We start from the raw sequence: 21,212 nt of genomic DNA on the forward strand, positions 1-21,212 counted from the left end.
TAATCAATCATTACTTTCTATATTATTGATTTTTTGAAATAACGAGGTTTTTTATGAGTGAAGTAAGAGTTCGTTACGCACCTTCCCCAACTGGAATGCAGCACATTGGTGGTGTTCGCACTGCACTTTTTAATTATCTTTTTGCACGTTCACAAAACGGAAAATTTATCCTTCGTCTCGAAGATACAGACCGTACACGCTACGATGAAAAATATGTACAAAATCTTTACGATACAATGGCATGGCTTGGAATCGACTGGGATGAAGGCGGTTCAAAAGGCGGCGAATACGGTCCTTACGTTCAGAGCGAACGCTTTGAGCTTTACAAGAAATATGCTTATGAACTCGTAGAAAAGGGAGAGGCTTACTACTGTTTCTGTGATGCAGAACGCCTCGACCGTATCCGCAAGATTCAGACAGAAAATAAGATGGCTCCAGGTTATGACCGCAACTGCCGTCACCTTACTCCAGAAGAAGTAAAGGCTAATCTCGATGCAGGTAAGCCATACGTAATCCGTCTTAAGGTTCCAATGGAAGGAGAAACAAAATTCTCTGACCACCTTCTCGGCGATATCGTTTGGAAGAACGAAGATATTTCTCCAGATCCAGTTTTGCTTAAGTCTGATGGTTTCCCAACATATCACCTTGCAAATATTGTTGATGACCACTTTATGAAAATCAGCCACGTAATGCGCGCTCAGGAATGGATTCCTTCTACTCCACTGCATGTTCAGATGTACCGCGCTTTCGGCTGGGAGCATCCTGAGTTCTGTCACCTTCCAATGGTAAACGGTTCAGATGGAAAGAAACTTTCTAAGCGCCACGGTTCTACATCTTTGAACGAGTTCCGTGCCCGCGGTTATCTTCCACAGGCTATCGTAAATTACGTTGCTATGCTCGGTTGTTCTTACGAAGAAGGAAAAGAATTCTATACAATGGAAGAACTTGCAAAGGCATTTAAGCTTGAGCACCTCAATAAGGCACCGGCTGTATTCGACTACAAGAAGCTTGAATATTTCAACGCTAACTATATCCGCCAGCTCTCAACAGAAGAACTGTACAAATGGACTCTTCCATTTATTACAGGTACTGGCGATGCAACTCTCGAAATCAATCCTGAGAACCCACAGCCAAAACCAAATGTTGGTCCAGAGTTCTCTGGCGTTGCTCTTGGCGAAGACGGAAAGCCTTACTGCGTAGACAAGAGCATGAACATGAGTTCAGAAGATGTTGAAAAGACATTGATGGGACTTATGCCTCTTATCCAGGAACGTCTTAAGTTCCTTACAGAAGCTGCTGAAATGGTTCACTTTATGTTTACTGAGCCTGCAGTTCCTCCTGTAGAGCAGCTTGTTCCAAAGAAGATTGATGCAGCAAAGACTAAGGAAGTTCTTGAAGCAGCAAAAGATTTTGTTCACCAGTGCTTCAGCCTCGACCACGAAGGTGCAGAAGCTCTTGCTAAGTCTAAGGCAGAAGAGCTTGGAATTAAGCTTGGCGACTTTATGATGCCAATCCGAATGGCTGTAACCGGAAGCCGTGTTTCACCACCGCTCATCGGTTCAATCCTCGTTCTTGGCGAAGAGAAGTCTCTTGCCAGAATTGAGAAAGCTATCGCTACATTATAATTTTTTCAGGAAGGCAGTGCAGCCTTCCAGAATATCTTCATAAGTCTGGTCAAAGTTGCCTGTATACCATGGATCTGCAATGTCACGGCTCTTACCTGCAAAGGATAAGAGCCGTACTATTTTATGGTCAGTGTCTGGAGCCCACCAGCGGTTCATGTAATATTCGTTTTCGTCGTCCATTGCGACAAGATAATCAAACTCATCATAATCAGCATTTGTAATCTGACGGGCAGCACGGCGGCTGAATGGAATACCCATTTCGCGGAGTTTTGTGCGGGTGCCGTAGTGTATATCGTTTCCAATTTCTTCACGACTGGTAGCGGCTGATTCAATTAAGAATTCGTGCTCGCGGCCGGCGCGGCGTACCAGTTCTTTCATAACAAATTCTGCCATTGGAGAGCGGCAGATATTGCCGTGACATACAAATAAAATCTTAATCATAAAATATTTTCCTTAATCCAGTCTGCAACGCCATCTGCTTCGTTTGATTTACAAACTTCATCTGCGATTTTCTGAACTTCTGGAATTGCGTTTTTCATGGCAATTCCTTTTCCGCAGAGTTTTAGCATTCCGATGTCATTAAAATCATCGCCAAAGGCTGCAATCTGTGCGGGAGATATTTTTAAATGACTGCACAGTGCTTCTATAGCCTTTTCTTTTGTTGCACCCTTTTTACTGAGTTTATACCATGGAATATCAGAAAATGGAAGATAATCAATTTTGTCCAGACCAATGCTGGAAACGACCTTTTCAATTTTTTCCTTGTCCAGAGATTCAATACAAAGTTTCATGCAGGGGGCATTGAAATCAGAAAAATCATTGTACTCCCAGAATTTATCAGGAAGTTCTTCCTTTGAATTAGAATAAAGTCCAAACTCATTGTCTACAGAAAGAACTGCATCTGGTCCAAAGACCTTAAAAGTTGCGTCTATAAGAGTACGTATTTCTTCAACGGAGAACTCGCAGGAATAAATTTTTTCTCTGCAGGTTACAATGCCGCCGCCATTTGTAATAAGAATATCTGGAGAAAGCCCGTCCAGATATTTAATTGCATTTATTCCGGCACGTGAAGTACAGATGCCAAACAGCACACCTTTTTTCTGTGCCTCAGCAATCATAGCTTTTGAATAATCTGAAATTGATTTATCGTCGTGAAAAAGAGTTCCGTCCAGATCGGACAAGATGATAGATATATTTTCCATAATAAATTATGAAAGATTTTTTCGGTTTTGACAAGGTACAGAAGAGACTTAACTTCTTGTTTACGAAAGAAATATTAAATTTGTAATGCCTATAAACTGTGGTATAATTATATATATTAAGTGCGACTGTAGATGAGCAATCAATACAACACTGAAAAACCTAAAATTCTCCTTGTGGACAGCAATGCTGAAAATATAGCCTTGCTGAAAGAAATTATTTCATCTCAGTACACAGTTATAGATACTTCACCTGAAGATGTTTTTGAAATTCTTTCAAACGGTCTTTATGATATTGCTTCTGCAATTATTGATATTCGACTGGCCGCTCCTATTGTCAAAAAACTTCGTGGCTTTATTCCGACTGAAAAGATTCCAATTCTTATTAGTACAGATATAGAAAATTCAGATTTAGAAGCTGAATTATTAACACTCGAGGTTCTGGATTTTCTGAAAAAGCCTTATGATGAAAGACGTGTTTTAAATCGCCTTAAAACTGCCATAAAACTTGCAGAAGCAAATAAGGCTATTGATGAACTTGAGAGAGATGCACTTACCGGACTTTTGACAAGAAAGGCGTTTTTGCTTAAAACGGAACAGTTTATAGCTGCCAATCCGGAAAAAAAATATTCTTTAATTGCTTTTGATTTTGATAATTTCAAATCTTCTAACAGTTTGTATGGCGTAGAAAAATGTAATGAGTTTCTGGCGTTTACTGCAAGAGAAATGATGAAGGCTCTGCCTGAAGGAATTTCTGGCCGTTATGGTGGAGACCAGTATATTCTTTTCTTTGAATCAGAACATGATTTTGATATGCAGCGCCTTACACGCATAAGTAAACTGATTCTTGATAAAGCACCAATTCCTCATCAGATAGTTAAGATGGGAATTTATACTCCGATAGATGTTGAGATCCCTATTGTTATCTGCTGCGACAGAGCATTCCTTTCAATCAGTAGAATTAAAGGTAAGTATGGAAAAGACTATGCCTTTTTTGAAGATGAACTGCAGAGTCAGCTTTTGAATGAACAGCGTATTACAGAAACAATGGAGCGGGCTCTTGAAGAATGTCAGTTCCAGGTTTTTTATCAGCCGAAGCATGAAACAATAAGCGGGAATATTGCAGGAGCAGAAGCTCTTGTTCGCTGGAATCATCCTGAATATGGTTTTATGTCGCCGGGGCAGTTTATTCCGCTTTTTGAAAGAAATGGTTTTATTGTAAAACTAGACTGTTTTGTTCTTGAACAGGTTTGTAAAGATATTCAGAGATGGAAACAGGATGGACTTCCTCTGGTTCCGATTTCTGTTAATGTTTCCCGACGCGATTTTATAGAGTCCGGCTGTATTGATAAGCAATATCAGATTGTTGAAAAATATAATATAGACCACAGTCTTCTTCACATGGAAGTAACGGAGTCTCTTTATTCGGAAAATACAGATCTTATTATTTCTCAGGTTAAGAGAACTCAGGAAATGGGCTTTGTAATTGAGATGGATGATTTTGGTGCCGGTTATTCTTCTCTTGGCTCTCTCTCCACTTTTCCTTTGAATGTTCTGAAACTTGATATCAGCTTTGTACGAAATATTGTAAAAAATGAAATTGTAATTGAAAATATCATTAAAATGGCTCATCGCATGGGGCTTCTTGTAATTGCCGAAGGTGCCGAAACTGTAGAGCAGTTTAAGATTTTAAGAACACTTGGCTGTGATTACATACAGGGCTATTATTTTTCAAAGCCGCTTCCTGTAAAAGAATTTGAAGCATACCTGAAAAAATCTTCAGTCCTTTCCTGTGGAAATATCACACTCAGAGATTTTGCTAAAACCAGAACGTCTCTTAGCGAAGATATGCTGATGGCTGCGAATGAGGTTGCAGAAGGAATTCCTGGAGGATTCTTCTCTTATCATGCAGATGGCGGCCTGGAACTTATTTCCTTTAACAACGAACTTATCCGCATGTACGGATGTTCGACAGCTGAAGAATTCCGGGATTATGTAGGAAACTCGTTCTGTGGAATTGTTCATCCTGATGACTTTACCCGCGTGCAGAGAAGCATTGATATGCAAATTACAGAACATAACAATATTGATTATGTTGAATATAGGATAAAGGCAAAGGATGGTTCTGTAAAATACGTAAAGGATTATGGACGTTTCGTAAAGACAAAAAATTACGGTGATATTTTTTACGTATTCCTTAATGATATTACTCTGGAAGAAAGGGCAAAGGCAGATGCAGAGGCAGAACTTGTCCGAAAAATTGAATTACAGAGAACTGCAGACCTTGCTTCAAATGCAAACCGCGCAAAAAATATTTTCATGTACAATGTCTCACACAATATTCTCGAAGACATGCAGACAATGGTCGGTCTCACAAATGAAATCAAGAACAGCGTGAAAGACAACTCTGCGGCTCTTGCAAATATAAAGAAAATTGAAAAATCAGAAGAACATATGCTCAGCTTTATAAACAATGTTTATGAGCTTGCCCAGATGGAAAACGGTGATATCCAGCTGAATGAGGTTCCTATTGATATTACAAAGGCTATGGAAAAGACCTATGCCCTTATTGAAAAAGATGTAAATGAAAAAGGAATCGAAGTAGAATACTGGTCGGAAATTACTAATCCGTATATTTATCAGGATATTATGCATACAACAAATGTTGTAATGAACATCTTAATGAATGCAATAAAATATACTCCTGAAGGCGGAAAAATCCGTTTTGGACTCAGACAGGAACAGGCTGAAAATCCGAATGAATGTATTATAACTTTTATCTGTGAAGATACTGGAATTGGAATTTCACCGGAATTTATTCCTTATATCTGCAAGAGTTTTGCGCGGGAAGATAACGAGGTTAATGCCAGTATTCAGAGTGCAGGTCTTGGTTTGAGTATAGCTAAAACCCTGCTATATCTTATGAACGGAACAATTGATATTAAGAGTGAGATTGGAAAAGGAACCACCGTTACGACAAGACAGCCTCATCTCTATGCAAAAAAAGAAGAGGTTGAAAGATCAACCTCTCTTACAGGAAATGTTCATTTATAAACTGTAATTGCAGATTATAATCCGCGGGCCCACGCATAAGTGCTCAGATAAGGATCTGGACGTACGGGTGCTTCGGAAGAATACAACTCATCTATCTGACCTTTTTCATTGATCTTTCCAATACGGGTTATTTTATTCAGGTGCTGATTAGAGCCCTCGAGGGTTACCATTCCTTCTGGAGCGATATAGGTTAGCCCCTTAGCTGCAATTCTTACAGGTTCAACGTCAAAGGTTCCGGCTCTTGTGCATGCAGAAGCCCAGAGATTTACAGCAATATAGGCAGCCTCTTCAGGATCTCCTACAGCTTTATTCTGACCGAACTCTTTTTTGTAAGCAGAAACAAATCTTGTGTTTTTAGCTGATGCAGTTGATTCAAAATAGTTCCAGGCAACATAATGGCCTTTCAGCTTTTCAATTCCTATAGATTTTATTTCGCTGTCAGAAACAGAAAAACTCATTACAGGAATAGTGTCAGCATCTATACCAGAATATTTTAACTGAGAAAAGAAAGACTGGTTAGAATTTCCATTCAGGGTATTTATAATTATGTCTGGCTTTAGCTTCTGGATTTCCTTTATAACCTGAGAAAAATCTGCTTCATGCATTGGAACGTAAGTTTCTCCTACGCATGTTCCGCCATTGTTTTTGAGCTGAGCTTTAATTATTGCATTTGCAGTACGAGGGAAAATATAATCGCTTCCAAGAAGATATATTCGTTTTCCAATGTTTGTAATACAGTAATCAATTGCCGGAACTACCTGCTGGTTTGGAGCAGCTCCCATATACATGATGTTAGGGCTTGCTTCAAAGCCTTCGTATTGAACCGGATACCAGAGAAGACCGTAATCTTCTTCTACAACTTTTTTGACAGCCTTGCGGGAATCAGAAGTCCAGCAGCCAAAGATAGTTGCTACCTTATCTTCCTCAAGAAGTTTACGTGCTTTTTCTGCAAACATGCGGGGATTACTTTTGCCGTCTTCTTCTACTATTTTTATCTGACAGCCAAGTACACCACCAGCTTCATTCAATTCCTTTATTGCAAGAAGTTCTGCATCTCTAACTCCCACTTCACTTATAGACATAGTACCTGTGAGGGAGTGCAGAATACCAACCTTAACATATTTCTTTTTAGGTTTCTTGCAGGAAACGAGTGTTAAAATACACAAAATAGAGGCAGAGACAATAACTGCCCGAGTAAAATATCTTTTCATATCTCTCCTATCCTAAATCTATAAAACGTCGTAAGTTTTCATTTTGCCTTTGCCTTTTACCTGGCATTCAATAGGCTCACTGAATTTTAAATCCTTTTGATCACTAAGATGTTCTTTCAAATCTTCTGTAATTCTTATTCCACCCGGGTTTGCTGCTGTTTCCATTCGGCTTGCAACGTTTACTGTATTTCCCCAGACATCATAAATAAACTTATGAGTTCCAATTACTCCTGCTGTTACAGGGCCGCAGTTAAGACCGATTCGAATCTGGAATTTAATATCTGCTGTTTCATTGTATTCTGCAAGGTCTCTCAGCATGCCTTTTGCAAACTCAATCATTATTCGTGCATGATTTTCATTTGCTTCAGGAACACCACAGGCAGCCATGTAAGCATCTCCAATGGTTTTGATTTTTTCGACACCCATATCTTTTGCACGTTCATCAAAACGGGTAAACAGATTGTTGAGAGCCTTTACAATTTCTTTAGCGTTATGTCCGCTGGAAACTTTTGTAAATCCGACAATATCAGAGAAGAGCAGTGTAACGTTCTCAAAGTCTTCACCAAAAGATTTGTCGCCGGTTGTTTCCTTAAGCTTGTCAGCAATTTTATCAGGAAGAATAGAACGCAAAAGTTTATCTGATTTATCCTTTTCGATTTCAAGGTCAACGGTACGCGCCTGAACAAGAGCTTCAAGCCGGATGTTTTCCATTTTGATTCTGTGTTCGCGAATCAAAAAGTAAGCAATTCCTGTACCTGCCAGTAACGAGAACAGAACAACCCAGAAAATAGGACGCTGCCATATATATGGCTTTTGATAGAAGAACATCATTTCGTCGTTATTTGACTGAAGACCGTTTCCGTTTATTGCATATACTAGGAAGGAATGTTTTCCAGGAGCAAGGTTTGTGTAAGAAACAACGCGTTCAGAACTTGGAATTGTATAATCCTTATCAAAGCCAGTGAGCATGTGTGAGAAGGTTAAACGCTCAGGCGCATCAAAACTGATTCCTGTGTATTTAATGTCAATTCTCTTTGTGCCTGGTTTCAGAACAATAAGTTCGCCGGTATTTTGATGAGTTACTGAATCAATAGTAATTGTTTCAATCTGAACCAGAGGAAGTATTGTACTCTTTCGGATTTTCTGAGGATCGTAAACTGCTATTCCATCTACAAGAGGAATCCACAGTCTGCCCATGCTGTCTATGATGGCACGGGCTGTAGAGGTTGCTCCGTCAGAATCAAGACCATCATTCCTGTTGTAATATTTTGTCGTAAGGCTCTGACGTTTACCTTCAAAAAGCTCTTCAATTTCTGTCATTGAAAGAGATGCAAGACCATGATTATTTGTTATCCATGCATCATTTGAAGCATCAAACATAATCTGGAAAATTGAGTTTGTGCCAATTCCGTTTTCAGAGTTTATAGTATTACATTCAAGTCTACTGATTCTTGTAGTGTCAAAATCTTTTATACGTGTAATTCCACTTCCGGTACAAACCCAGAAGTTTCCATTTGCATCCTGATTGATTTTGAAAATTACATTTCCTGCAATTCCATCTGCTGAGGTGAGGTGTGAGAAAACCTTTTCATTTTTCAACAGAAAGATACCGCCGCCGTCTGTGCCAACCCAGACAATTCCGTGAGTATCCTTGTAAATTGCCATTACATATTCTGTGTCGAGATCTCCGGTATTCTGTTTAAGGGAAACAATACTGCCATCTTTGTGAATGATGCTGAGTCCTGTTGTAGTACCAACGTAGTATTCATCCTTATCAGTTTCGATTGCAACACGGACTTTGTTTCCTGCAAGGCCATTGTCGGAATCCCAGCTTTTAATTGTTTTTCCATCATAGATGAGTTGAGCAGGTTTTGTATAACAGCTGACAAGAATTTTTCCATCTGTGGTTGCTTCTACGTGACGAACACGAAGGTCTTTTGTATATCGCGTGAGTGTGTTTTCTACAGGTTCATCATTTTCATAACACAGTAGTCCCTTGTCTGTTGCTGCCCAGATTTTTCCATCAGGAGCTTCTACAATACTGTTCACAGTTTTACCAAGGCGGTGCATTATGAATTTACCGTGAGTCATTTTTCCAATACCGTTTCGGTCTGTAGCAAACCAGATATTGTCTTCACGGTCCTGAATGATTCTGTTGATATTTGAATCGGTAAGTTCAGGTGCTCCCTTGTATTCTTCGAATTTGTTATTTGCATAAACGACAAGACCATGCTCTGTACCAAACCAGATTACATCATTGTCATCTTCAAGAATGGTACAAGTTGGCGTGTGGTCAAGCAGTGTATCTGTTTTTAAAAGAGTAACCTTGTTGTTGTGCATTGTGGCAATGCCTTTGTCTCCAAGACCAACCCAGAAAGTTCCTTTATGATCCTGGTAAATTGCCGTTGCAAAATAGGTTGAATATTTTTCGAATTCTTCACGAGGTTTAAAAACTCCATCTTCACAGAGGAAGAGTCCGTTTTCATTAGAGGTCGTAAGCCAGATTCGTCCGTGGTCATCGCAGAAAAGATTTGATGCGATTACACCGTTTGCTGTGGTTCCGGCTCCGAACTGAGGATTTATAAGTTTTCCGTCTGGAGTAATGTAAACTACACCGCTGGCTGTTCCAACCCAGATGTTTCCAATGGTATCTTCGCAAAGAGCACGAACTGAATTATTAGGCAGACCGTTTTCAATTTTATAAGTCTTATTGCCCGCATCAGATATTCTGTGAAGTCCTTCATCATTAGAGCCAACCCATATATCTCCCCGGCTGTCCTGTATAATAGTTCTCGCAGAAACAAAATCGTATTCTTTGTTTGAAATTCGGTTCAGTGTAGTGAACTCAACTCCGTCAAATTTAACAAGTCCTTCGTATGTTCCTATGTCTATATAACCGTCTCTCGTCTGATAAATGTCATTTGCAGTAGTCCCCGAAAGTCCTCCAAACTCACTCCAAGACTGATAAACATAATTATCAAAGAAACTGCTTTGTGAGAAACATGAAAAAGAAAATGTTAGAATTATTATAGAAAAAACTAACTTTTTCATAATAAATATTATCTGCCCAAAATTATATAAAAGCAAATTTTTTCAAAATACTATTCTTATTAAAATCATGAATAACACTAATTTATTAGTGGAAATATTCTAAATATAGGTCTATAATATAGTATTATGTCAGAAGAGATTTTATCATTAATTAAAAGTGGCAAACAGGAAAAAACAACTGAACATAAAATTGAAAAGAAAACAACCTGGCTTATTTTTACAATCGGAAATCAGGCAGATGGTAACAATCAATATGCAATTCCAGCTGAAATTGTAAAAGAAATTCTGCGTGATGCAACAGTCTTTCCTCTTCCTTTTGTTCCTCCCTATGTAAATGGTGTCCTTAACAGATACGGTGATCCTTATGTTGTAATTGATTCCGCCGTACTTGAAGGAAAAGAACCTCAAAAATCGCTTCTTTTTATCGTTATGAATGATGAAAGTCATACCTGTCTTCGAATTACAGATGTAAAAGACTTTTTTACTGCCTCAGAAAAAGATGTAGTAAAATTTTCAGAAGCAGAACTTTCTGATTTTTATGATGGCACCCTTAACATAAATGGGCAGGAAGTATTTGTACTGAACGTTCAGTCAATTATAGAGAAAGTAGGAAAAGAAATTGCCGCAGCCTGATAGATTTATTAGCATTGCTTATCAACAGATAGACTTTTTGATACCAAATGACTGTGTGGCTTCTTCAGTTGGTGTAAAAGACCTTGATATGAAGCAGATTCAGGGTACAGAAAGCGGTATCTATGATTTTGATGAAGTAGCTTCAGTTTTTATGCAGTCTCCTCACGAATCAGAAATTAAAACAATGATTGTATTGAAATCTGAGGATGCTGAAAATCCGCTTAATCATATTTCCATCATCACTACACAGGAATGTAAGGTCTGTACAATTCCATTAAGTGAATTGTCTCTTTTTTCTGATTTTTATGCAGAACAGTTTAAGAAATTTGGTGTACTTGCCTGTGGCTTTAAGGATGAGAAACTGCGGATTCTGTTAGATGTGTATAAGACAATTCATTATATGACTGATAACGAACTGGAGGAATTATGATTCGTGTTCTTGTGGCTGGCTCTTCTGCCGTTGTTCGTTCTGTATTAAAAGAAATAATTCTCAAAACCGCAAAACTTGAGTGGGTCGGAGAAGCTGCTTCTTATGGTGCTCTTAAAGATGGCCTGTCACAACAGAATCCCGATATCGTAATTTCAGATAAAAATCTTTTTGATTCAGAAAGACCAAGCACACTTTCAGATTACAGCCATACAACACAAGTTCCTGCAATTATTTATTATACTCCAGATGCAAAACCTTATTTTACTCCGCAGAATATAAAGTTCGTTGAGATGCCGGAGTTTATAAATTTTTCTACTTCAAAAATTTCAGAATATGCTGAATATCTTGAGCAGCTGATTATGGATGTAAAATGTTCAGTGGTTTTTGGAAATCATCCTTCTGCCTTAAATTCTTCTTTGAACGAAGATGGAAGTATTTCACAAGCTTTACAGGTAGTTTCAAAGAATTATAAGGGCCGTAAATTTAAGGCTGTACTTGTTGGCGTTTCAACAGGAGGTCCTGGTGCGCTTCTTGAATTCCTTAAGGGAATAGGAAAAAACTTTCCGCTTCCAATTATTATTACGCAGCATATAGATTCATTCTTTGATAAAAATCTTATAACCTGGTTAGGCTCAGAATCTACAATTCCAGTTCACCTTGCAGAAAATAATGTCAGACCATTGCCTGGACATGTTTATTTTGCACCTTCAGATGTTCACATTACTTTTGTTGCATATCCGGAAAACACTTTTAATATCATTTTGAATCATGATGCGCCGGTTAATTTCCTTCGTCCGTCAGTAGATAAAATGTTTGAAAGTGCTGCCAGAGTTTTAGGCGCAGATTGTATTGCCGTAGTGCTTACAGGAATGGGAGCAGATGGCGCAAAAGAATGTCTGCATCTTAAACAGATTGGTGCTTATACAATCACACAGGATAAAGCTTCCAGCGTAATTTATGGAATGCCAAAGGCCGCTTATGAAATGGGCGGTTCATGCGAAGTGCTTCCACTGAATCAGATACCACAGCGATTATGGAGTCTTGTATGAACGAACTGATTGAATTGTTAAATTCCAAGATTCTCGTTTATTCAGGTATCTACGTTGCTAAATCGCAGCAGCAGACTCTCATTTCGCATATAGAAAAGAAAGCCTCTGTTCGTGGAATAACTCCAATGGAATTCTGCCGCAGCCTTGTTCCTCATACTCCAGATTTTGATGAAGTAATAAATCTCGTTACAGTAAATGAAACATATTTCTTCCGCGAGGAACGACAGTTTGATTATCTGAAAAAAGAAATATTCCCAAAGTACATGGGAAAAAATCTTACAATCTGGACCTGCTGTTGTTCGACTGGAGAAGAACCGATTTCTCTTCTGGCACTCGCACTTTCTATGAATGTGAATCTGACAATTTACGCATCTGATATTGATGATAACGCTCTGGCTGCAATTAAAAGAGGCCGCTATTCTTCATTCTCACTTCGTTCTGACGGTCAGAAATATCACAAGCTTTTAGAACCATTCTCAACAAGAACTGAAACGGAAATAATTTTTAACCGCGATTTTCTTTATCGTATCCAGACTTTTAAGTTTAATCTTATTCAGGATGGACTTGATAAACTGCCGTTCTTTGAGAATGTAGATATTCTCTTTATGAGAAATGTTTTCATTTATTTTGATAAGGAGACAAGAATCCTTGTTACTAAAAAAGTTACTGAACGTCTTAAGAATGACGGCAGACTTTTCTTTTCAATGAACGAAATCGGCTCAATTGATAATACAGTAATTCCTGACAATTTTTACAAAACTAATACAGGTGATGTTTACTATTTTGTGAAAAATCAAAATGCAAAACGAGCAGACCCGGCAGGAACTCCAATAGACCGCTGCCTTAAAAAGAAGGAATCTGAACGTAAAAAAGAAAAGATTCAGAATGCGGTTCAAAAAGTTAAGATTCAGAAATTTGCAGAAACAAATAATAACCTTCGAGAAGCAAAGGCTGCTCTTGATGCAGTTTCAAAAGGCAGTTCTTTTGACGTAAAGAAAGTTTATGAAGATGTCTGCACAGAAATAACCCGCGGTGATTTTGCTAAGGCCCGTGCCATCGCCCGCACAATTTCCGGAAAAGATACAAAAAAATATTCGTACTTTATGCAGGGCTATGTTGAGTATCATGCAGACAACCGTGCAGATGCAGAAACTTTTTTTGCAAATGCCGAAAGTATTTCTCCAGATTTCTGGCCGGCCTTTTTCTATCACGGAATGGTGCTGCGGGATCTTGGCCGTACTGCACCGGCGCTCAACTGTTTTTCAAAATGCAAGGAGTTGATTTCCTCTTCTGGAAACGATGTTCCTTATGACTTTACGCTGGATTCCTTTAGTCCGGCTTACATATATTCGCTTTGCGATACTTTTTCTATGGGAGGAGGGCAGTAAATGAATCTTGATAAAAACCTGTTTAAGACAGACTATATTTCCGAAGCTCGTGAGATTCTTGACTCTCTTGATGATATTGCAATTCTTGCATCAAAAGAAAAAAGAAATACAGGTTGCTTAAAGGAAATTCTCCGCCTTCTGCATACGCTGAAGGGGTCTTCCCGTATGATGGAATATGTTCAGATTGAAAAGGTTATTAACCATCTGGAAACTGTTTTTAAAAATATCCAGAGCAACCAGACTGAAATTCCAAATAAAATAATTCAGCTTTTAATGGGCGTAAACAATCTGCTGCATAAGGTAATTGATAGTATTGAAGATGGCGCAGACGGCACTTTTGAACAGTATGAAGATGTGCTTAATAATATCGACCAGTCAATGGAGGGAGATGATTTTAATACTGATTTCTCGGTGAAGCAGGCTGAGTCGGAGAGCGTTGAGAACTCTGATGCTTCTGGGGATGAGCAGGTGAATGAAGAGAACTCGGAGTTCTTCCACGATTCTCAGACAATCAAAGTTCAGATTTCGCAGATTGATTCAATCCTCCAGTCTCTCGACAAACTTATTATGCGTCAGATAAAACTCAAGAACGAGATTGAGGTTTTAAAAGGAAAGAGTGAAGCTTCTGAATTCCAGGAGTTCCAGGAGCTTTCAGAAAATATTTCCGTTCTCGAAAATCAGAGTGTAGATATTCAGAAAAATATCATCTCGCTTCGTATGCTTCCGTTTGATATGATTCTGCGCCCTATTAAGCGTTCAATTGTAGCTGAAGCATTAAAGACCGGAAAAAATATTGAGTTTGATATTCCGCAGTCAGAAATCACAATAGATAAATTTATTCTGGAAAAGCTTCCTGCAATTTTGATTCACCTTGTACGAAACTCAATTGACCATGGAATTGAATCGCCGGAGGAACGTAAAAAACTTGGTAAGCCTGAGATGGGAACAATATCTATTTCTGTAAGCCAGGTTTCCAACAGAATCTTTGTAAATGTAAAAGATGACGGTCACGGAATTGATTATGAAAAAATCCGTGCGAAAGCTCTTCGTCTTTTTCCTGAACGCGAGGCTGAGATTCTTTCTGCAGATTCTACAGACCTGCTGCAGTTTATATTTGCTTCGGGCTTTTCAACAAAAGATGAACAGACAGAACTTTCTGGGCGCGGTATTGGTCTTGATGTTGTGCGAACAGAAATGGATAAACTTAAGGGAAAAATTACAGTTTATTCGGAGCTTAATAAGGGAACTGATTTTGAACTTTCTCTTCCGGCTTCTCTTGCTACACAGGATGGACTTTTTGTTTCTGTTTCAGACAGTTCATATCTGATTCTTTCTCATTACATCAAAGAGATTCTCACGATAAATAAAGCTGATTTCTTGCAGCTTCAGCACGGTCCGGTTTTGAATATTCATAATGAGCTGGTTCCGATTTTTGATTTTGATATTATCAATAATAATTCAATCAAGAGAACAAATACAAAGACAGAGGTGTCTGTTGTCATTCTTGAATATCTGAATAAAAAGATTGGAATTATGGTAGATAAGATTCTGCACTATGGTACTGTCGTAATTAAGCCTGTACCACCTCTGCTCAAGGATTTTAATGCGCTTCAGGGTGTTGTGTTCGATGAGAACTACCGCATCATTCCGGTTCTGAATATTCCAGATACAATCCGCCGCTTCAAGGTTGTAAACGTTTACGATATTAAGAATCTTGAAGTTCGCAAAATGCCGAAGATTTATTCTGTACTTGTTGTTGATGATTCTCATACAACCCGCCATATCGAACAGATTATTCTAGAAGCAGAAAACTATAATGTTTCTACAGCAGTTGATGGAATTGATGCTCTTGAAAAAATGAAGCAGCACAAATTTGATCTTGTTGTAACTGATGTAAAAATGCCTCGTATGGACGGATTTGTCCTTCTTCATAATATGCGGCATAAAGAAGAATTTAAAAATATTCCGGTTATTATGGTTTCCTCTGTGTTCGAAAGTGACACTCTGGATAAGGCAAAGAATCTTGGTGCACAGGGCTATATTGTAAAATCTGATTTTGAACGCGAAAGCCTTACTGCAAAGGTAAAGGAGCTGCTGCATGAGTAAGGTTCTTGTTGCTGTCCCATCAAAAATACTTTCCAAGGTAATTTGTATGGAACTCAAAAAACTTGGGTATGAGACGGAAGTTTTTTCAGACGGATATTCTGCATTCAAACAGATTGTTCATGAGTCGCCGGATCTTATAATTGCGGATAAAGAACTTCCTGAAATTAACGGTATTGAACTTTGTCACATTCTTAAGACCGGTTCTCCAAAAAGCGCCCTGCCTTTTGTTCTTGTTTCTGTAGATGATTCTGTTTTTGATTTCTGGAATACTGCAAGAGAAGCTAACCGGGTTGTGCTTGTAAAAAATGATAATATTGAAGTTCTCGTAGACACCGTTAAGGAACTGCTCGGAAACGGATATGTAGAGGTTCAGGATTTTTTTACAAAAGATGATGCAGAACAGAAAGAAACTGAAACTTCAGATAAATCAGAAGAAGAAACACTTGCCTCGTGGGTTGTCACAGCAATGGCTAACAGTGATTTCTTTTTTAATATGACTCAAAATGTAATTCAGTTATATTCTGCTGTAAAAGAAATTGATTTCCTTGTAGAGCAGATTTTCAGAATGCTTTACAGTGCCTGTGCATTTGATGCTGCTGCCCTGATACTGGATAGTCATCCTGCTAAAGTATATATAACCGGAACGGAATTTTTTGATGTATCTATTGGAGATGAATTCTGGAATATCTGTAAGGTTGAGTATGAGCAGCAGGCTAAAAAGAATCATACAATTACTTATGAAGAAAAGTATTTTGAAAATATTCTTCTGACTCATCCATCAAGAGAGAAATTTGAATCTTACCGTTCTTTTACATTAAAAAGCGAAAAAGACTTTATTGGAACACTTCATATTGCTTCTACACAGAAGAAACTCTTTAATTACAAGATTCAGTCTTCAATAGATTTTATAACACCAGCTTTGTCAAATATTCTGCAGGAAGCAATCAGATGCTTTGAACTTACCCAGCAGGAATCAAAGCTTCGGGCTGCCTTTTCAAAGTTTGTCCCGGCAGAAGTAATCAGCGACTTTTTGAGTTCAGGTGAAAATCAGGAGCTTGCAAATCAGAATGAAAAACGAAATGTAGTAGTCCTTCTTTGTGATATTCGAAGCTTTACTTCAATCAGTGAAATCAACAAACCAGAAAATGTCGTAAACTTTTTGAATACTTATTTTACCTACATGGTAAATATAGTAAAAAAGTACGGTGGTACAGTAGATAAGTTTATTGGTGATGCCATCATGGTTTTGTTCGGTGCACCAATCAGTTACAACGATAATGCAAGGCGTGCAGTTCAGGCTGCAATTGAAATGTATTCTCAGCTGGATGCAATTCCGGTTAATCAGCTTAAGTTTCCTGAAGGAGTTAAACTTGATATTGGAATTGGTATTCATTCTGGAGATGTTATTGTAGGTCAGATTGGTAGTGCGGATAAAACAAACTATACAGTAATCGGTGATACAGTAAACCTTGCATCGCGTCTTGAAGGTCTTACAAAGTTATATGGCGCAAAGATTGTAATTTCTCAGGCAGTACGGGATGAACTTGGAGATTCAATGAATGTGTTGCTTCTGGACTCTGTAAAAGTAAAAGGTAAAAAAGAAGCTGTTTTTGTTTATCGTGTAGATGAAAAACCGCTGCCAGAAGATTTTACAGATGCCTATGAAAAGGGCTTTAAATCATACAATGAAGGAGCATTTACACTTGCAATTCCTTATTTTGAAGCAGCAGTAAATATTCTGCCGGACAATAAGGCTGCAAGACTTATGCTTGAACGTTGTGAAGAATTCTCAGTGAATAAACCAGATAATTGGGATGGCGCAATTGCGCTTACATCAAAATAAAAAAGAGGTGGATATGAATATAAAAGAAGAATTCACGCAAAAGAAAACCGTCATGGAAAAAGACATCAATTTTGGAGCAGAGGTTACCAAACGGGTAGTTCTTTCCAATATGTGTTTTGAAATCCTGACTATGGCTGCCTGTATTTCGATGGGAATCGGAGAGCTCCGGATTATCAAGCTGCCGTCAATAATTGGACTGGGAGTCCTTATTTGTATGGCACTTCATGCTTTAGCTCTTGTGATGGGCATTGTACTTGTAACACAGGCAATTACTGAAGATTTGTCTTCATTCTATTATTATGATTCGACTGAAAAAGAACGAACAAAACTTATGAAGCAGTTGATGGGAATGCCTGCAAGAATTGGAGTTGTAGTATTCATCTTCTTTATAGTCTGCGGTTCTATCTGGATTTCTTTGTTTTCTGGAATTGCACATCTGAGTCTTAATACAGTAATTCTTGTTTCCTGCATGCTTTTCCTTGGTGCGTATTGTGCTACAGTTCATGCTATTACGGGAATTACTCAGAAAATCTGTTCTAAGCATGCTGCAGAAATTGTTCGAAAAGGTGTATCAAAAATTGAGGTTGAAAAGAGACACTATTTTGGTATGAACTCTTCAACCATCACTGTAATTCATATTTTTGCTCCGATTTTAATAATTGGTATATTGTTCTTTATTCTTGCCTGGCGAACCTATGCTTCTTATACAGCAACAAAACTTGTATTCTTCCATCTTATTGTTTTTGGAGGACTCAGCCTTATAGCTTATCTGTATTATTCAGGAACTCTCTTCAGACGAATGATGCGCTCAATTAATAACATGCATGATCTGATGAGTGGAATAAATAAAGAAAATCTTCGTAAGGTAAAATTTGAAAAAACTGACCTCTCAAATGAGTTTATGTACAATGTTTACCTGCTCAACACAATTGTAGAGATTCTTCAGAAAATCCTGAAGCAGAGTCAGAAAATCAGTATGGATGTAATTGAGTCAAGTAATGAACTCTCTGTTATTTCCCGTGAGACTGCCGTTACCTCTCTTGAACAGAACTCTGGTGTTAAGGAACTTCTTTCTGCAATGGAAGAAACAGACTCTCTTTCAAAGAACATTGCAGAAAAAATTGGTGAGGTTTCTCTGGTTGCTAAAAAGACAACAGAAAATATTGTAGATGGTTTCAGTATCCTCAAGCAGAACATGCAGAAGCTTGATGAAATTAAAGCTGCAAATGATATTACAGTAGATGGAATTAAGATTCTTACAGAAAAGATTACCGGTATTTCAGATATTGCAAGAATCATCAATGGTATTGCAGATCAGACAAATATCATTGCATTTAATGCTGAAATTGAAGCTTCCAGTGCCGGTGATGTAGGTGAGAACTTTGCGCTTGTAGCAAATGAAATCCGCCGTCTCACAAACAACACAATTCAGTCTACAAATGAAATCCGTAAGCGAATTATTGAAATACAGCATTCTTCAGATGCACTGCTTATTTCTTCTCAGAATGGCTGTAACAAGATTCTTGATGGAACTCAGATAATCACAGAGTTGAATACACGCTTTGAAGAGCTCCAGCATTCATCAGAAACAATGGACTATGCATCAGAAGATATTAAAAAGATTATTGAGCAGCAGACAGCTTCTTTTGCACAGATTGTTATTACCCTGCGTCAGATTGCAGAAGCAGCAGAAACCTTCTCAACATCAACGCAGAAAATCAGTGATTCGGCACAGAACCTCTGCCTTATTTCAGACAGCCTGAAGAAGCTTCAGCCAGAGGAAGCAATTACCGAATTAGAAAACGCTGGTACAGCAAGTGAGGTGAAATAATGAAACAGAACGAAAAGTATTTATCACTCGAAAGAAGAATTTTGCGTGCAAGTCATATCCCTGATATTGCCTGTGGTTTAGTACTTCTTTTGTATACAGTTTTTATTTTGAATCTTAAATTCTCAACTCACTATCCGTTAATTATTACCGTTGCACTTGGTGTTTTGTTTGCACAGTTTGTATGTTCAACTGTTACAAATCATATGTTCATGGGTAAGGTTTCAAAGAGAATTGAAATCTGGGAAAATGAAGAAATGACAAAGGAAGAGCGAACAAAACTTTTCCTTGATTTGCATAAACTTCCAAAAAAGAAATCTCTTGAAACTACTTCTTATTTCGTTGTGTGTGCCATTGCACTTGCAGCTGCCTATCATTTTATTTATAGAGTAAATCTCAGTATAAATATCGTTAGTCTTTGCAGCTGTTTCCTCGGTGCATACGTAGCAGGTCTTCTTGCTCTTGCAAACACACGCGGAATTTGTAATGAATATGCCTGTCGTATTGTTGAAGAAGGTATTGATGAAAAGATTCTGAACAAGAAATCTTATTTTGGAGTTTCATATCACAGAACCTTTGCTCTTTACTGTACAATCCCAGTCGTATGGGGAATTGTTTTAGCAATGATGCTCTTTTATGTGTATTATTACAATAACGTTCCTTCTGCATCTGCCGGTTTCCTTCCTGCTGATGCTTACGGACTTGGCTTACGTAAGGTTCAGCTTTCAAGAATTGGCGTTGTTCTTGCAATAAATACAATTGTCGGAATCGTTTCGGTTTATTCCTTTCTGAACAGTATTCTTATTTCTTCTGATAAACTTCAGAACGCAATGCTTCATATCATCAAAAATGATATTTTTACAGTAAAGCTTGTTCCAACTGATTTTGAATCAGAAGTTTCTTACAACCTGTATCTTATCAATCAGATTGTACTTTTGTTCCGTTCAATTTTGAATGATGTACACGAGATTGGTAATACAATGATTGAGCCTATTGAAGGGCTTACAGAAATTGCTCAGTCTACAGCATCAACCTCTCTTGAACAGTCTACTGGTGTAAAAGAGATTCTTGCCACAATGGAAGATACAGACCGCCAGACACGTAACATTGTTGAAAAGATTGCAGATGTAACAACCGTTGCAGAAGGAACTGAAAACAATGTAGATGCCGGTTTTGAAACCCTTCAGTCTAACCTTGATAAGATGACAGAAATTACAGATGCTAACGTTTCAACAATTTCCGGAATCCGTGAGCTTGGTGAAAAAATCGGAAGCATCTGGGAAATCGTAAAAATCATTAACGATATTGCAGATCAGACTCGTATCATCGCTTTCAATGCTGAGCTTGAAGCTTCAAGTGCCGGTGACAGCGGAAAGAACTTCCATATTGTTGCTAATGAAGTACGCCGTCTTGCAGCAGGAATTACAAATTCTGTTGATCAGATTAAAGACAGAATTACAGAAATTCAGCACTCCTCTGATAACCTGATTATTACTTCTGAGTCTGGAACAGAAAAGATTCGCGAAGGTCTTGAGCTCTCAGAAAAACTTAAGGAGAAGTTCAACGATATTCAGAGTTCTTCAGAAATTACAGTAGAGTCTGCAAATCAGATTAAGGAAATCATTAATCAGCAGTCTACTTCGTTCGATCAGATTGTTGCAACCGTACGTCAGATTTCTTCGGGAATCGAAAACTTTTCTAATTCTACAGGAACTGTTAATAATACTGCACAGAAGCTTAAAGAGGCTGCAAATCTTCTTGAAAATCTTCATGTTCAGATTATTGAAGAGTAACG

Annotated in this window: 14 protein-coding genes; 10 read left to right on the plus strand and 4 right to left on the minus strand. The window is 38.2% G+C overall.

From position 1 onward, the window contains the following. The first annotated feature begins 53 nt into the window (after window positions 1-53). Window positions 54-1,625, plus strand: coding sequence for a glutamate--tRNA ligase (gene gltX, locus AABJ44_RS03005; RefSeq protein ID WP_338370380.1), 1,572 nt, complete (start codon window positions 54-56; stop codon window positions 1,623-1,625). Here gltX and AABJ44_RS03010 read toward each other — a convergent pair. Together AABJ44_RS03010 and AABJ44_RS03015 are read right to left on the minus strand one after the other, a co-directional pair. After that, window positions 1,620-2,066: a low molecular weight protein-tyrosine-phosphatase gene (locus AABJ44_RS03010; protein WP_338370381.1), complete on the minus strand. Its 447-nt coding sequence runs from the start codon at window positions 2,064-2,066 to the stop codon at window positions 1,620-1,622. The genes gltX and AABJ44_RS03010 overlap by 6 nt on opposite strands. Next, the gene (locus AABJ44_RS03015) at window positions 2,063-2,827 is read right to left on the minus strand and encodes an HAD family hydrolase (RefSeq protein WP_338370383.1); all 765 of its coding nucleotides are present in this window, start codon (window positions 2,825-2,827) and stop codon (window positions 2,063-2,065) included. Before AABJ44_RS03015 ends, AABJ44_RS03010 begins: the two co-directional genes overlap by 4 nt. Window positions 2,828-3,001: 174 nt before the next feature. Between AABJ44_RS03015 and AABJ44_RS03020 the strand changes: the two genes are divergently transcribed. Beyond that, window positions 3,002-5,878 (plus strand): EAL domain-containing protein, encoded by a 2,877-nt coding sequence (locus tag AABJ44_RS03020; protein ID WP_338370384.1) that lies wholly within the window; start codon window positions 3,002-3,004, stop codon window positions 5,876-5,878. 14 nt (window positions 5,879-5,892) lie between these two features. Here the strand turns inward: AABJ44_RS03020 and urtA are convergent, their stop codons facing one another. Then, window positions 5,893-7,089: an urea ABC transporter substrate-binding protein gene (urtA, locus tag AABJ44_RS03025; protein ID WP_338370385.1), complete on the minus strand. Its 1,197-nt coding sequence runs from the start codon at window positions 7,087-7,089 to the stop codon at window positions 5,893-5,895. Between the two features lie 18 nt (window positions 7,090-7,107). Next, window positions 7,108-10,140 (minus strand): adenylate/guanylate cyclase domain-containing protein, encoded by a 3,033-nt coding sequence (locus AABJ44_RS03030; RefSeq protein WP_338370386.1) that lies wholly within the window; start codon window positions 10,138-10,140, stop codon window positions 7,108-7,110. Between the two features lie 126 nt (window positions 10,141-10,266). On the opposite strand from AABJ44_RS03030, the gene AABJ44_RS03035 reads away from it, so the two are divergent. From AABJ44_RS03035 to AABJ44_RS03070, 8 genes are read left to right on the plus strand one after another with little or no spacing between them, the layout of a single operon-like run. Then, window positions 10,267-10,773, plus strand: coding sequence for a chemotaxis protein CheW (locus AABJ44_RS03035; protein ID WP_338370387.1), 507 nt, complete (start codon window positions 10,267-10,269; stop codon window positions 10,771-10,773). Beyond that, a complete protein-coding gene (locus AABJ44_RS03040) occupies window positions 10,760-11,203 on the plus strand; it encodes a hypothetical protein (RefSeq protein ID WP_338370388.1) in 444 nt (147 codons plus the stop codon). The genes AABJ44_RS03035 and AABJ44_RS03040 overlap by 14 nt, the downstream gene beginning before the upstream one ends. Next, entirely contained in the window at window positions 11,200-12,252 is a 1,053-nt protein-coding gene (locus AABJ44_RS03045) for a chemotaxis protein CheB (RefSeq protein ID WP_338370389.1), read from the plus strand. Before AABJ44_RS03040 ends, AABJ44_RS03045 begins: the two co-directional genes overlap by 4 nt. Beyond that, window positions 12,249-13,640 carry a CheR family methyltransferase gene (locus tag AABJ44_RS03050; RefSeq protein ID WP_338370390.1) on the plus strand — a complete coding sequence of 464 codons (1,392 nt, stop codon included), beginning with the start codon at window positions 12,249-12,251 and terminating at the stop codon, window positions 13,638-13,640. The genes AABJ44_RS03045 and AABJ44_RS03050 overlap by 4 nt, the downstream gene beginning before the upstream one ends. Further along, window positions 13,641-15,746: a hybrid sensor histidine kinase/response regulator gene (locus AABJ44_RS03055; protein ID WP_338370391.1), complete on the plus strand. Its 2,106-nt coding sequence runs from the start codon at window positions 13,641-13,643 to the stop codon at window positions 15,744-15,746. It begins immediately after the preceding gene. After that, window positions 15,739-17,589, plus strand: a complete 1,851-nt coding sequence (locus AABJ44_RS03060) for an adenylate/guanylate cyclase domain-containing protein (protein ID WP_338370392.1) — start codon at window positions 15,739-15,741, stop codon at window positions 17,587-17,589. The genes AABJ44_RS03055 and AABJ44_RS03060 overlap by 8 nt, the downstream gene beginning before the upstream one ends. Before the next feature lie 13 nt (window positions 17,590-17,602). After that, entirely contained in the window at window positions 17,603-19,420 is a 1,818-nt protein-coding gene (locus AABJ44_RS03065; RefSeq protein WP_338370393.1) for a methyl-accepting chemotaxis protein, read from the plus strand. Further along, window positions 19,420-21,210: a methyl-accepting chemotaxis protein gene (locus AABJ44_RS03070; RefSeq protein ID WP_338370394.1), complete on the plus strand. Its 1,791-nt coding sequence runs from the start codon at window positions 19,420-19,422 to the stop codon at window positions 21,208-21,210. Before AABJ44_RS03065 ends, AABJ44_RS03070 begins: the two co-directional genes overlap by 1 nt. Window positions 21,211-21,212 lie beyond the last annotated feature (2 nt).

Origin of the sequence: Treponema bryantii, from assembly GCF_036492245.1 — a bacterium.
Taxonomy (GTDB): domain Bacteria; phylum Spirochaetota; class Spirochaetia; order Treponematales; family Treponemataceae; genus Treponema_D; species Treponema_D bryantii_C.